Origin of the sequence: Gordonia sp. (in: high G+C Gram-positive bacteria) (assembly GCF_012515855.1) — a bacterium.
Lineage (GTDB): Bacteria > Actinomycetota > Actinomycetes > Mycobacteriales > Mycobacteriaceae > Gordonia.
Genome location: NZ_JAAYXO010000120.1, coordinates 1 through 15,188 on the forward strand (window position 1 = coordinate 1; position 15,188 = coordinate 15,188).

Genomic DNA, 15,188 nt, shown 5'->3' on the forward strand with positions numbered 1-15,188 from the left:
CCAACTGCGTCTGCACCGTCGGATCGTCGAGCAGCACCGTCGGTACCGCGGAGTCGGGCAGTGCGTCCACATGGCCGCCGGTCGTGAGGATCAGATCGACGCCCGCGTCGTCGAGCATGTGAGCGATGCGATCGGCGGGGTACGTCGGATCCACCGGCAAGTATGCGGCACCGGTCCGGACGACCGCCCAGATCGCGGTGATCGCCTCCGCCGAGCGGGGTATCGCGACCGCCACCACGGACTCGGGTCGTTGCGCGACGCCCTGCTGCAGCAGCCATCGGGCCAGCCGGTTGGCGTGATGAAAGAGCTCGCGGTAGGTGATGTCGGCCGTGCCGTCCCCGGGATGTTCGGTCGTGACCGCGATGCCGTCGGGATTGCGGCGGACGGCGTCGTCGAGGAGGTCGGCGAAGGTCCGCGGTGCGGTGGCTGCGGGCCCGGACACCGGGGTCAGGGCGTCGGCTTCGAGCGGATCGGTGATCCTGATGTCGCCGACGCGGCGCTGCGGATCGGCGACGAGAGCCCGCACCACGCGCAGCAGGCGGACGCTCAGCTCCGCGGCTTGGTCGTCGTCGTACCGGTTTCGCGCGTAGGTCAGCGACAGATTCGTCGTCGTCGACGACGAGTTCATGCCGGTCACCGTGAACTGCAGGTCGAACTTGGCGGCCTGGGTGTCGAGTTCGGCGATCTCGCCGATCAGGTCGGCGGACACCGGAAGGTGCTCGCCGCTGATGGAGTCGGCGAAGTCGTGTACCGACAGCGCCACCTGGAACAGCGGGCTGCGCCCCGACAGCCGCGGCGGATTCAGCGCGGACACGATGTCGTCGAACGGCGCGGTGAGGTGATCCCACGCGTCGAGGTCGGCGTCCCGCGTCTGTTCCACCAGGGACTGCGCGCTCGCGGCCCCATCGATGGTGCTGCGCAGTGCGACGGTGTTGACGAACATGCCGACGGTGTCACGGAAGTCGTGCTGACCGCCGACTGCCGCGCGGGTGTCCACCGGGGTTCCGATCACCAGGTCGTCGCCCGCGCCGAGCCGGTTGAGCAGCACGGCCAGCGCCGTGTGCAGCACCGTGAACGCGGACGTCGAGTTGGCGCGGGCGAAGGCGACGATCTCGTCGCGCAGGGGCGGTTCGATCGGCAGGTCGACCGTTGCCCCACCGGTTCGATCCGCCTGCGCCGGGTCGGCGTCCACGCTGGTGACGGCGGGCGCGCCGTCGAGGACCGCAGTCCAGTACTGGAGGTCGGCGTCGGTCTGCACACGCTGCGCGGTCAGGGCGTGGTCGCGGTAGTCGGGAACCGCAGGCGCTCGGGTCACCTGCTGATCGCTCGCCCCGGTCCGAGCCCGGTAGGCGCCGAGCAGATCACCGATGACGGTCGGCATGGACGCGCCGTCCGCCGCGATGTGATGGAGGACCAGGAGCAGTTCGTGGCTGTCGTCGCGTCCGGTCAGCAGCGCCCGGACGGGTGCGTCTCGGGTGAGGTCGAATGGCCGCCGGAGCATCGTCGCGGCGTCCTCGTCGCTGTTGGTGAGGTCGCCGATCACCGCCACCGGGTCGTCGCGCACCACGCCGACGGGGCCGTCGTCGGTGTCGGTGTACACCGTGCGCAGGACGGCGTGCCGGGCGACGACGTCGACCAGCGACTCACGCAGGGCCGCGGCGTCGAGGCTGCCGTGCAGGCGCAGCACGAAGGGCATTGCGTAGTCCACCGACGCCGGGTCGCTCCGATGCAGCGACCACAGGCGCTTCTGCATCGGTGCCAGCGGGAACCGTGTCACGTCGGACGCCGACGGCACCGGTTCGTTCGCCACGCGCGTCGGGTCGACGTCGAGCAACCGGGCGAGGGCAGCGACGCTCGGGTGGTCGAAGACCATGCGAACGCGGATCGGGTCGCCCCGGTGGACCGCGTTGATCCGGCTGACCACCGTGGTCGCCTGCAGTGACGTGCCGCCGAGGGCGAAGAAGTCGTCGTCGGCGCCGACACTGCCTGCGGGCAGGCCGAGGACGTCGCCGACCAGGTCGGCGAGCAGGGTCTCCGCACCCGGTGCCGGCCGCCGCGCGGGGACGCGTTCGGCCCGCTCGGGGACCGGCAGCGCTGCCCGGTCGACCTTGCCGTTGACCGTCAACGGGATCGTGTCGAGCGGTACGACGACCGCCGGGACCATGTGGCGGGGCAGCTGATCACCCGCGTACGACCGCACGCGATCGACGTCGGCGTCTGCTGCGCCGGTCACGTAGCTGACCAGGCGAGCACTGTCGCACGACCCGTCGACCACCGTCACCGACGCCCCGACATCCGGGTGGCCGGTGAGAACGGCGTCGACCTCGTCGAGCTCGATGCGGAAACCGCGGACCTTGACCTGATGGTCGCTCCGACCGTGGAAGACGAGGTTGCCTGCGAGGTCGGTGGCAGCGAGATCCCCGGTCCGGTACATCCGCGCACCCGAACCGTCGGTCGCCGCGACGAAGGTCCGGGCGGTCTGCGAGGACCGATTCAGGTAGCCGGTCGCGAGGCCGGGGCCGGTCAGGTACAGCTCGCCGGGGGCGAACGGCGGGAGGGGCCGCAGCCGGTGATCGAGCACCATGGCCGATACCCCGGCCACCGGTCGACCGATGGTGATGGGTTCGCCGGGATGCAGGGACGACATCAGCGCCACGATGGTGGTCTCCGTGGGGCCGTAGCAGTTCAGCAGGGTGCGGTCGGCGCCCCACCGGGCCACCAGATCGCGGCCGAAGGATTCGCCGCCCACGCCGAGGCAGCGCAGGTCCGGCAGATCGCGGGGACCGGCGGCCGACAGTGCCGCGGGCGTCACGAAGGCGTGGGTGACCCGCTGTTCGGCGAGGAACTCGGTGAGCTCGTCGCCTCCGTACAGCGTTGGCGGCGCGATCGTCATGGTCGCTGCGGCGTCGACGGCGAGCAGCAGTTCGAGCATCGCGGCGTCGAAACCGGGGGAGGCGAAGTGCAGCGTGCGGCTGGTGTGGTCGACGCCGAATCGGCGGGTCTGGGTGGCCGCGAACGGGGCGAGGCCGCGGTGACTCACCACGACGCCCTTCGGCATGCCCGTGGTGCCCGAGGTGTAGATCAGGTAGGCGCCGCTGTCGATTCGGCGGGCCGGCGGGGTGCGGAGCGCGCGGCGGGCACCGGGGCGATCAGCGGTGAGGTCGTCGACGGTGAGCCAGGTCAGGCCGTCGGGCAGGGTCGGCCGCAGCGCGCTCGAGGTGATCCCCAGAGCGGCCCCGGAGTCGGCGATCATGTGCGCCACACGATGGGCGGGGTGCCGGGCGTCCACCGGCATCACGGTGGCGCCGGTCGTGGTGACCGCCCACGTGGCGAGCACGGATTCGGCCGATCGGTCGATCGCCACGGCGACCACGTCGCCCGGCTCGACGCCGTGCGCGGTGAGGGTGCGCGCCCAGCGGTTCGCCGTGCGACCTGCCTTCCGGTAGGTCAGACGGGTGGCGCCGTCGTCGAGCGCGACGGTGTCCGGGTGCGAGCGGACAGCGCGGTCGATGAGATCGGCCAGGTGGGCGGGTGCGGGGCCGGTCTCGGTCGCGGCGGTGCGGCCGTCCGCGGGGCCCATCGGCTCGAGATCGCCGATCGGTCGGTGCGGGTGGTCGGCGAGCTGGTGGGCCAGGTCGACGAAGCGGTGCGCGATGTCGGTGATTCGGTCCTCGCTGTACAGCCCGACGTCGAACGTGAAGCGGGCGGTGTCGGCCCGAATCGACAGTTCGAGGTCGAACCGGGCGCCGCCGGTGCCGATCTCGCGCACCGCGACGGCCAGACCGGTCCGCGCGGCGAGATCCCGGTCGAGGACGTCCCGGGGGAGATCGTCGACGGTGAGCGCGACACCGAACACGGGATGGCGCCCGGTTCGCGGCGGCCGGAGCTCGGCGACCAGCTTCTCGAACGGCAGCGCGCTGTGCGCGAGGTCGTCGAGGTCGTTGTCGCGGACCTGCGACAGCAGGTCGGTGAACCCGAGTGCGGAGTCGACGCGGGTGCGCAACGGGACCGAGTTGACGAACATGCCGACCAGGTCGGCGAGGGCGGGCTCCGACCGTCCCGCGACCGGGGTCCCGACGACCAGATCGCTGACTCCGGTCTCGACATGGACAGCGGGATCTGCGGACAGGTGGTGCAGGAGCGTCGCGAGCACCGCGTGCATCGTCATGAACTCGGTGGTGCCGGGCGCGGCGTCCGCCGCCAGCGCGGTGCGGAGCGCGGCTGGGAACGGGACCTCGACCATTCCGGCCCGGCCGGTGGCCGACGGGGCCTCGAGGTCGGAGGCCAGCACCGGTGCGTGGCCGATGCCGTCGAGCCTGCGGCGCCACCACGCCGTCAGGGCGTCGAGCCGCGTGGTCGACGCTGTCGCGCTCGACGGTTGATCGAGTTCCGCGGTCTGCCCGCGGAGGAAGTCGCGATAGGTGATCGACGGCTCCGGCCGGGGCGGTGTGCGACCGGCGTGCAGGGCGGCGTAGGCCTCGCCGAGATCGCGGGCGAGAGGCGCCATGGAGGCACCGTCGGCCGCGATGTGGTGGATCACCAGGGACAACCGATGCCGGAGGTTGCCCGTCGGGCCGTCGGGCAGACGATGCAGGGCGGCGCGCAGCGGACAGTCGACGGTCAGGTCGAACGGCTGCGCGGCGAACGCTGCCGCGCGGGACTCCCACTCGTCGTCGGCGACGGCCGTCGGAGTGAGACCGAGCCAGACGTCGTCGATCGGAAGCACCTCCAGCTCCGGACGGCCGTCCCGCTCCGGATAGCGGGTGCGGAGCGGCTCGTGACGTGCGACGACGTGGGCCAGCGCGCCCTGCAGCGCCGCTACGTCGAGGTCGCCGTCGAGGTCGAGGGCGAACGCGATGTGGTAGGCCGCACCGGCGTCCGGGTCGGCCAGTCGGTTGAGGAACCACAGCTGCTGCTGGGCCGGACCGGGTTCGACCGGCGCGTCGGTGTCGCCGCCCGTCAGTTCCAGCCGCGGCCCGGGGTCCTCGGCAGCCCCATGTGGAGTGTCGCCTTCGACGAGCCGCGCGATGGCGCACAAGCGCGGGTCGTCGAACAGGGCGCGCACCGAGATGCGTGCGGCGGTGTGCTCCTCGAGGCTGGTCGCCAACCGAGTGGCGAGCAGCGAGTTGCCGCCGAGCTCGAAGAAGTCGTCGGCACGGCCGATGGCTGCCGGATCGATGCCGAGGATCTGGGCGACCGCGCGAGCGGTCACGCCTTCGGCGGCGGTGCGGGGCGGTTCGTCGGCCGGTGTGTCGTCGGGCGCGCCGGGCGCGGGCAACGCTCGCGTATCGGTCTTGCCCACCGGCGTCACCGGGATCGCGTCGAGGGGAACGACGACGGACGGAACCAGGTGGCGCGGCAGGCGGTCGGCGAGTCGGTCGCGAACAGCGCGGCAAGCGGAGGGGTCGAGCGAGCCGGCCGCTGCGACGACGTACGCGACGAGGCGGGCGGTCTCACCGGCCCCGGACACGACCGTCACCGCTTCGCGCACCGCGTGGTCGGCGACCAGAGCCGCGTCGACCTCGCCGAGCTCGATCCGGTGGCCCCGCACCTTGGTCTGGTGATCGGAGCGGCCCCGGAACTCGAGCGAACGGTCGGCTGTCCACCGCACCAGATCGCCCGTGCGGTACATCCGTTCGCCGTCGTGGCTGAGCGGGTTGGCGATGAAGTGCTTCGAGGTCAGCGACGGCACGCGGTGGTAGCCGCGAGCGAGATGCGATCCGCAGAGGTAGAGCTCGCCGATCGTCCCCGGCGGCACCGGGCGGAGTCGCTCGTCGAGGACCATCGCGGACACTCCGCGGATCGGTCTGCCGATGGTGACGGCGTCGTTCGGTGCGATGGGTTGCGACATGGTCGCGACCACGGTGGTCTCGGTGGGACCGTAGGCGTTGATCACCCGGCGCCCGACGGCCCAGCGACGGACGGCCTCGGAGTTGGGGCTCTCGCCGCCGATGACCAGGCTCTCCAGCTGTGGCAGATCGTCCGGCGACATCGTCGTGAGCAGCGAAGGGGTGAGGAAGGCGTGGGTGATCGCGGCATCGGCCATCAACTCGGCGAGTTCCCGACCGCCGACCATTCCGGCGGGTGCGATGTGCATGGTCGCGGTGGCGCCCACCGCCATGATCACCTCGAGAATCGACGCGTCGAAGCTCGGCGAAGCCAGATGCAGCGTCCGGCTGCCGCCGTTCATCGTCAGTGCGGACACCTGCTCGGCGGCGAGGTCGGCCAGGCCGCGGTGGCTCACCACCACGCCCTTGGGCCGACCGGTGGTCCCCGAGGTGTAGATCAGGTAGGCGGGCTGGTCGATGTCGATGGGAGCGAGACGTTCGCCCGCGGTGATCGACTGGTCGCCGGCCGTGTCGAGGTCGTCGACGAGGAGCACCGTGTGCGGGTCGCCGGTCGGCAGCTCGGCTGCCGATGCGCGGTCGGTCAGGACGACCTCCGCGCCCGAATCGGCCAGCATGAACTCGATGCGGGTGCGCGGATGGGCGGGATCCACGGGAACCCACGCCGCCCCCGACTTGGCGACGGCGAACAGGGCGACCAGCCAATCCGTTCCTCGCGGCAGCGCGATCGCCACGAAGTCCTCCGGTCCTGCGCCCGCAGCCATCAGCGTTCGCGCCAGTCGATTCGATTCGACGTCGAGGTCGCGGTAGGTGAGGGTGCGGTTGCTCTCGGCGTCGACGATCGCCGGGTGGTGTGCGGCCGCGGCTGCGGCCGTCGCGATCAGCTGCGACAGATGCTCGGCGGGGCGCGTGCCGCCGCCGACGGCGGGTACCAGGTCCAGGCGGTCGACGGGATCGAGGACGCAGGCGTCGCCGACGGCGATGTTCGGGTCGTCGGTGACCGTGTCCAGCAAGCGCACGAATCTCGATGCGAGCCCGGTCGCGGTGATTCGGTCGAAGAGATCGTCGGCGTACCCGAGCAGCAACTCCATTCCGGCGTCGCCGTGCCGGTCGGTCACGGTGAACTCGAGGCCGAACTTACTGGTCCCGGTATCGATCCGCGAGGCGGTGGCCGACAGTCCCTCGAAGTCGAGGACCACCTCCGCGGTGTCTTCGAGGGCGACGGAGACATCGAAGTACGGCTGCCCGCCGGTACTGCGGTCAGGGTTCAACTCGGTCACGAGCCGGTCGAACGGGATGTCCGCGTTGTCGAACGCGGTGAGGTCGCACTCGCGGACCGCCGCGAGCAGGTCGCCGAACGCAGCCTCCTTGTCGACACGGGTCCGGAGCGCGAGCGTGTTGACGAACATCCCGACCAGCGCGTCGAGGTCGCCCGAACCGCGGCCCGACACCGGCGTCCCCACCACGATGTCGTCGGTGTCCGAGGCGGTGCGGAGCAGCGCCGCGACGGCGGCGTGAATCACCATGAAGGGGGTCACGTCCAGGCGGTCGGCGAGCGCGAACAGCCGGGTGCGAGTCGCGGCCTCGATCGGGACGCGGACGTGATCACCGGTGCGGGCGCCCCCTCGGGTCGGCGGGCGGTCGTAGGGCAGTCCGCTCTCGACCGGAGCGTGCTCGAGTGCGGCCGACCAATAGGCGAGTTGATCGCCGGCGTCCGACGACGGATCCTCGAGCCAGGCGAGTCGGTCTGCCGACGCTTGCCGGTAGGTGACCGGGAGGTCGGGCCAGGCCGGACCCGCGCCCGAGGTCCGCGCACGGTATGCGCGAGCGAGATCGTCTGCGAACGGTGCCAGCGACCATCCGTCTGCGGCGAGATGGTGGATCACCACCGCGAGCGTGTGGTCGCGCTCGCAGTGCGACACCAGGCGAGCGCGAATGGGGAGATCGACAGCGAGGTCGAAGGGCCGCGCGGCGAACTCCTCCGCGTGTGTCGTCGCCTCTGCTGCGGTGTCGCCCTCTGCTGTTGCTGGTGCAGGCGTTGCGCCCGCTGCCGGTTCCTCCGCTGGGAGGCACTCGGCGTCGAGAATCCCGTCGTGGGCGGGCAGCACCCGCTGGTAGGCGATGCCGTCGCGCTCGTCGACGGTGGTGCGGAGGGGTTCGTGCCGAGCCACGACGTCGTTGAGTGCGGCGATCAGCGCACAGCGATCGAGCGCACCGGTGAGTCGGACCGAGAAGGGGATGTTGTAGGTCGCGGCCAGCGTCGGGTCGAGCCGGTTGGTCAGCCAGATCCGGTGCTGAGCGGGCGACAGCGGGACCGGTCCGGTGATCGCCGCGCGTCGCGATCGCCGACGCTGCGGGACGATGTCTGCAGCTACGCCGAGGGCCCGCAGCGCGGTGGCGATCCCCGCGAGGTCGGGCGCATCGAAGACGTCCCGAATTCCGAGGCGCACCCCGGTCGCGGTCGAGAGCCGGGCGGCCACGCGAGTGGCCGACAACGAGTTGCCGCCGATGGCGAAGAAGCCCGCGGACATCGATGGTTCGGGCAGGTCGAGGACGGCGCCCACGGTGTCCCGCACCAGGCGGTCCAGCTCGGTGACGGGTTCGGCGGTGGCCCTCGGTCCGACGTCGCCGAGGTCGGGCGCTGGCAGCGCGCGACGGTCCAGTTTGCCGTTGGCAGTGGTCGGGAGGGACTCGCACACTACGACGGCCGTGGGGATCATGTGCGGCGGAACCGCGGTGGCGAGTTCGGCGCGCAGGTCGCGGTCGCGGAGGCCGTCACCTGTCACATAGCCGATGATCACGCGGTCGTCGAGGAGGTCGTCGCGCACCGTGACGCCCGCGGTCCGGACCTCGGGGAGCGCGGCGAGGGCGGCCTCGACTTCGCCGAGCTCGACGCGTTGGCCGCGGATCTTGACCTGAGAGTCGCTGCGACCGAGGTACTCGAGCTCGCCGTCCGCGCGTCGTCGCACCAGATCGCCGGTGCGGTAGAGACGCCCGCCGCTCCCGAACGGATCGGCGACGAATCGATCCGCGGTCAGGTCGGGACGCCCGAGGTAGCCGCGTGCGAGCTGCACGCCGCCCAGATACAGCTCGCCGACCGCCCCCGCGGGCCTCGGCGCGAGCCGTCGATCGAGGACGTGCGCGACGGTGTTGTGGATCGGCATGCCGATCGGGACCACCGGCTCGGTCGGATCGCAGGCGTCGTGGTGTGTGACGTCGATGGCGGCTTCGGTCGGCCCGTACAGGTTGTGGATCGGCGCCGCCGTCACCGTCGCCGTCGCCGCCACGATGCCCGGGGTGAGGGCCTCGCCGCTGGTGAAGATCGTTCGGACCGAGGACAGTGCGGTCCGCGTCGCTGCGGCATCGGCTGCCGAGCCGGGATTGCGCGATTCGGCGAAGACCGCGAGCATCGACGGGACGAAGTGCAGCGCGGTGACGCGCGTCTGCTCGACGATCCGCTGCAGGTACCACGGGTCCCGGTGTCCGTCGGGGGCGGCGACCACCGCGGCGGCGCCGACCGTCGTCGGCCAGAAGTACTCCCAGACCGAGACGTCGAATCCGGCGGGCGTCTTGTGCAGCACGCGATCGTCGCTGCCGAGGGGGTACGCGTCCTGCATCCACCGCAGGCGGTTCACCAACGCTCGATGACTCACCAGGACCCCCTTCGGGGCGCCCGTGGATCCCGAGGTGAACAGGAGGTACGCGCCCGAGTCCGGGTGCGGAGCTCGGAGCGGGGCCGGATCGGAGACGGTGGCCCCGTGCGCTTCGAGGTCGGCCAACGCCGCGACGGGCGCACTGCGGCCGGTGCCTGCGGGGTCGAGGTCGTCGTCCCCGACGATCAACTCCGGCTCCGCGACGTCGAGGATGCGGCGTAGTCGAGCAATCGGCTCATCGGGGGTCAGCGGCACGAACACCGCGCCCACCGCGGCAATCGCATGCAACACCACGTGCTGGTCGATCCCGCGGGGCACTCGAACGCCGACCACCGACTCGGGTCCGATACCGCGCTCGCACAGCGCTGCGGCCACGGCGCGCGCCCGACCGTGGAGTTCGTCGTAGGTGAGGCTGGTGCCGTCGGGGTCGATCAAGGCGGTGCGGTCGGCGAATCGGCGATACGCGGCGTCCAGCAGGCCGGTCAGCGTCTGTTCGCCGTAGTCCACCGTCGGGCCGACCGCGTGCCGTTCGGCGTCGGCCGCCTCGCGCTCGGTGGCGATCGGCAACTCGGTGACGGGGAGGTCCGGCGCGGCGCTCACGAACCGGTCGAGAAACTCGACGAGCCGCCGATGATGAGTCCGGACTTCGGCATCGGAGTAGACGTTCGGATTGGCCTCGAGATCGAGGCTCATGCCGCCGGCGAGGGCGTCGTAGACGTTCACCGACGCGTCCTCCACCGGTCCGGTCGAGAGGATGGTGAGGGCGCCGGGCAGTGAACCGAAGTCGATGTGCTTGAAGAACAGCATCACGTTGACCATCGGCCCGAAGAAGCCGCGTCGGCCGTTCGCCGCTCCCAGCACCTGGGAGGTGAGGTCCTCGTGCCGGTAGTGCTGGTGCCTCACCGCGCTCTTGATGTCGTGGTTCACCGCGCAGATCAGGTCGTCCACGCGGCGCGGATCGTCGGCGGGGCCGATGGCGGCCAGGATCGGGAGCACGTTGGAGGTGAGGCCGGCCGAGGTCCGCAGGGCCGCGGTGTCGCGTGCGGCGACGGGCAGGCTGAGCATGGCGTCGGGGGAGTCGTTGAACCGTGCGAGGTACAGCGCGACGGCCGCGGTGATGACCGATGCCGGTCGGACCTCAAGGGTGGCGGCCCGCGTTCGGATCTGCTCGACCAGGCGGTCGTTCAGCGCAGCGGATGCGAGCGATGTCAGCGGCGCGGCCGCGTCGGCTCGCGTGGCGAACGAGGTTGCGGGGAGGGCGTTCGGATCGGACCCGAGATGGGCAGACCAGTACTCGTGATCGTCGACGAAGCGCGTTGAGCTGCGGTAATCGGCATCGAACTCGGCAATGGAGGCCATCGAGGCGATGTCGGTCTGCGGCAGCTCGGCCCCGGTCGCGGCCGTGTAGCGCTGTGCGACCCGCAGCATCATGTACATCGCCGCGTACCCGTCGAACGCGAGGTGGTGCCCCCAGCAGTACCAGATGCTGTGGTCGGGCCCCAGCGTCAGCAGGTAGGTCTGCAGCAGGGGATCGGAGAACAGATCCGGCACATGCGCCCGATGCTCGTCCATCCATCGTCGGGCGGCGGCTGCGGGGTCGTCGTGGTGCGAGAAGTCGCGGCGGCCGAGCTCGATGCTGCGGTCGACGTCGACCAGTGCGGTCGGCTCGTCCTCGTCGTTCGGGACCAGTCGCAGCAGGCCGGACTCGGTCTCTTCTGCGGCGTCGGCCACGGCGCGGTTCAGCATGTCGGCATCGACGTCGCCGTGGAACTCCACGAACGCGGCCACCGACATCGGTACGTGCGGGTCGATCTGCTGCGCGTAGTAGATGCCGCGCTGTGCGGCGGTCAGCGGGAGCGCCACGCGGGTTCGGGCGCAGTGGATGAGGTCGTCTGTACTCACTCGATCTCCTTCGTCAGCCGTCGTTAGGTACTACGGCTGGGAGATCGGTGCAGATTGGTCGAGTCGGGAAAAGATTTGCGGCCGCCGACGTCTTTCGAGGTCAGCGGCCGCAAAGGGATGTTGCAGAGGGTGTTCAGGGTGGGGAGATCACCCCGGACGAGGTCACCAGTACCCGTCGGGATCCGTCGCCGGCGACTCGTTCGGGATGATTCCCTCGGCGACGCCGTGGTCGATACTGGCCGACAGTCGGGGACAGGTCGGGAGCAGCGCGGCGTTGCCGCCGGACGCACGGATCTCGGAGATCTGCGCACACTGGTCCAGCGCGTCGTCGTTCCACTGCACGCTGGTGTGGTGCGCGCCGGTCTTCTTCACCATCACCAGGGCATGACAGGATCGGCACTCGATCTCCGTCATGCCGCCGGTGAGGTAGTGACGACGGTCGCGGGCCGTGGCGGCAGCGATCGCCGCGGCTCGGTCCGGGTCGTTCGCCCACTGCGGGGCCTTGGCCCAACCGGAACCGGCGGCCGCGCCCCGTTCGTCAGCGCGGGTCATCAGACCGAGGCGTTCTCGGCGTCGGCTGCTTCCTTCGCCGCCTTCTTCTCGGCCTGAACGCGCAGGTTCTCCTGGACCTCGACGTTCCACGACTCGAGCGCCTTGACGGTGTCGATCTCGTACTCGAAGCGGCCCGTCATCTCTTCGGTGACGTCGTCGATGTCGACGTAGAACTGCTCGTACCAGCGACGGAGCTGGTAGACGGCGCCGTCCTCCTCCACCAGGAGCGGGTTGTCGATGCGGGTCTTGCGCTTCCAGATCGCGACGTCCTGCATGAAGCCGACCTCGACGCCCTCGGTGATCTTGGCGGCCATGTTCTCGCCCTGCTCGGCGGTCAGGCCCTTCGGCACCTTCGCCATCACGCCGAACATCAGCGCGAACGAGTTGTCGCTGATCGGGTAGTGGCAGTTGGTCAGGATGGTCTCGACCGAGTACTCGCCGTAGTACTGGACCATCGGGTTCAGCATGTAGGACGGGCCGTAGTATGCGGCGATCGACTCGAGGCGGGTGTCGCCGTACGCGGTCGAGATGCCCACGTCGGGACGACCGTGGCTGTTCATGTACTGCGCCGCGGTCTGGCCCTCGAAAACGTTCTTGAAGTAGTCCGGCAGGGCGTAGTGCACGTAGAAGAAGTGCGCCATGTCGACCACGTTGTCGATGATCTCGCGGCAGTTGGAGCCCTCGATGATGATCTTGTTCCAGGTCCACGCGGTCCACTCGTCGTCGCCGAACTCGGCGAGTTCGGGGATCACGACGTCCTCCGGAGGCGGGTTGCCCTCGGGGTCGTTGTAGACGAAGACCTGGCCGTTGCGGACCATGGTCGGCCAGGTGCGGGTCTTGGCCAGCTTCGGGTGACGCTTGGCGTACGGGACCTCCGCGCAGCGACCCTTCCCGTTCCACTCCCAGCCGTGGAAGGCGCAGGCGATGTTGTCGCCCTTGACCGTGCCCATCGACAGGTCGGCGCCCATGTGACGGCAGTATGCGTCGAGCGTGTGGATCTCGCCCGCGCGGTCGGCCCAGACCACGAGCTTGGTGCCGAAGATCTCCAGCGAGTGAGCCTCGCCGTCGCTGAACTCGGCGACCAGTCCGATGCAGTGCCAGCCGCGCGCGAAGCGGGTGGGGGGAACGCCGGTGTCGATCTCCCGGATATCGGTGTCAGCCATCGTGGACTCCTCGTCGGTGTCGTTGTGGGCCGTGCGAGCCCTTCCTACTAGGAACATTAGAACACGTTTCTGCACAAAATGAGAACGTGTTCTAGTTTTGAACGAGAACGTGTTCTAATATTCTCATCAAGCCGACATGAAGGAGTGACTGACATGGCAGGACAGCGGAGCGAAGCCGCACAGCAGGTTCTCGACAAGATCGACGCCTTGCTTCCGGACCTGGCGCAGCGGGCGCAGTCGACCGAGGACGCTCGTCGCGTCCCGGAGGAAGTGGCGGACCTGGTCGAGGCGACCGGATTCTTCAAGCTGCTGCAGCCCTCGCAGTGGGGTGGCTTCGAAGCCGACCCCGTCACGTTCTACGAGGCCGTGCGCCGGCTGGCTACGGCCTGCGGCTCCACCGGCTGGGTCGCGGGCATCGTCGGCGTCCACAACTGGCACCTCGCGCTCTTCAGCCAGCAGGCGCAGGAAGACGTCTGGGGTGAGGACCCCAACGTCCGCATCTCGTCGTCGTACGCGCCGATGGGCATGGGCGAGGTCGTCGAGGGCGGCTACAAGGTCAACGGTTCCTGGGCATGGTCGTCGGGCTGCGACATCGCCGACTGGGTGGTCGTGGGCGGTCCGGTGATCAAGAACGGCAAGCCGGTCGACTTCGTCAGCTTCCTGATCCCGCGCAGCGACTACAACATCAAGGACGTCTGGAACGTTGTGGGCCTGTGCGGCACCGGCTCCAACACCATCGAGGTCAAGGACGCTTTCGTCCCGACTCACCGCATGCTGAGCTTCCGTGCCATGAGCATGGGCGAGGCCCCGGGCCTCGAGCGCAACACCGCACCCGTCTACAAGATGCCGTGGGGCACCATCCACCCGTCGACCATCTCGACGCCGATCGTCGGCATGGCGTACGGCGCCTACGAGGCGCACGTGGAGCACCAGGGCAAGCGCGTCCGCGCGGCCTACGCCGGCGAGAAGTCGAAGGACGATCCGTTCGCCAAGGTCCGCATCGCCCAGGCCGCCTCGGACATCGACGCCGCGTGGCGCCAGCTGTCGGGCAACCTGCAGGCCGAGTACGACTACATCCTCGCGGGCGAAGAGGTCCCGATGGAGCTGCGTCTGGCCGCCCGTCGCGACCAGGTCCGTGCCACCGGCCGTGCGATCGACTCGATCGACCTGCTCTTCGAGAACTCCGGTGCGCACGCCCTGGAGAACGGCACGCCGATCCAGCGCTTCTGGCGCGACGCCCACGCCGGTCGCGTCCACGCGGCCAACGATCCCGAGCGCGCCTACCAGGCCTTCGGCAACGGCGAGTTCGGCATCCCCATCGGCGACACGATGGTTTAAGGCCACCACCCTCCAACGCTAAGGAACGACGAAACTGATGACTGACGACCTGAGCCCGATCCGGTCTCTCGGTTACATGCGTATCGACGCCACGGACATGAACGCCTGGCGCGAATACGGACTCAAGGTGCTCGGCATGGTGGAGGGCTCCGGGTCGATCCCCGGTGCGCTGTACCTGCGGATGGACGATTTCCCGGCCCGCCTGGTGATCGTTCCGTCGGACCGCGACCACCTGGCCTGCTCGGGCTGGGAATGCGCGACCGCCGCCGGACTGCAGGAGGTGCGCGACCGGCTGACTGCAGCCGGTGTCGAGTTCCGCGAGGGCACCGCCGAGGAACTGGCCGACCGTCGCGTCGCCGAGTTGATCGTGTTCGCCGACCCCGACGGCAACGTCCTGGAGGCGTTCCACGGGGTGGCGCTGCAGCACCGCCGCGTGGTGAGCCCGTACGGGCACACCTTCGTGACCGGGGAGCAGGGGCTGGGACACGTGGTCCTCACGACCACCGACGACGCCAAGGCGCTCGCGTTCTACCGCGACGTCCTCGGCTTCCGCCTGCGCGACTCGATGCGACTGCCTCCGCAGATCGTCGGACGCCAGGAGGGCGAAGAGCCGGCGTGGCTGCGCTTCTTCGGCTGCAATCCGCGCCATCATTCGCTCGCATTCCTGCCGATTCCGAACACCACCGGTATCGTCCACCTGATGGTCGAGGTCGAGAACTCCGACGACGTCGGGC

At 70.0% G+C, this 15,188-nt stretch carries 5 protein-coding genes; 2 read left to right on the top strand and 3 right to left on the bottom strand.

The genetic code is table 11. The annotated features are described in order from the left end of the window. From GX543_RS09215 to GX543_RS09225, 3 genes are all read right to left on the bottom strand, one after another. On the bottom strand, window positions 1-11,401 hold an 11,401-nt coding region (locus tag GX543_RS09215; protein ID WP_290851483.1), incomplete at its 3' end, for a non-ribosomal peptide synthetase. Between the two features lie 162 nt (window positions 11,402-11,563). Further along, entirely contained in the window at window positions 11,564-11,953 is a 390-nt protein-coding gene (locus tag GX543_RS09220; protein WP_290851485.1) for a hypothetical protein, read from the bottom strand. Further along, window positions 11,953-13,116 (bottom strand): Rieske 2Fe-2S domain-containing protein, encoded by a 1,164-nt coding sequence (locus GX543_RS09225; RefSeq protein WP_290851486.1) that lies wholly within the window; start codon window positions 13,114-13,116, stop codon window positions 11,953-11,955. The genes GX543_RS09220 and GX543_RS09225 overlap by 1 nt, the downstream gene beginning before the upstream one ends. A gap of 153 nt (window positions 13,117-13,269) precedes the next feature. Here GX543_RS09225 and hsaA point away from each other — a divergent pair, with 153 nt between their 5' ends. Both hsaA and GX543_RS09235 read left to right on the top strand, forming a co-directional pair. Further along, a complete protein-coding gene (gene hsaA, locus GX543_RS09230) occupies window positions 13,270-14,454 on the top strand; it encodes a 3-hydroxy-9,10-secoandrosta-1,3,5(10)-triene-9,17-dione monooxygenase oxygenase subunit (protein ID WP_290851488.1) in 1,185 nt (394 codons plus the stop codon). A gap of 37 nt (window positions 14,455-14,491) precedes the next feature. After that, window positions 14,492-15,188, top strand: a 697-nt coding sequence (locus tag GX543_RS09235) for a VOC family protein (protein ID WP_290851490.1), incomplete at its 3' end; no start/stop codon positions are given.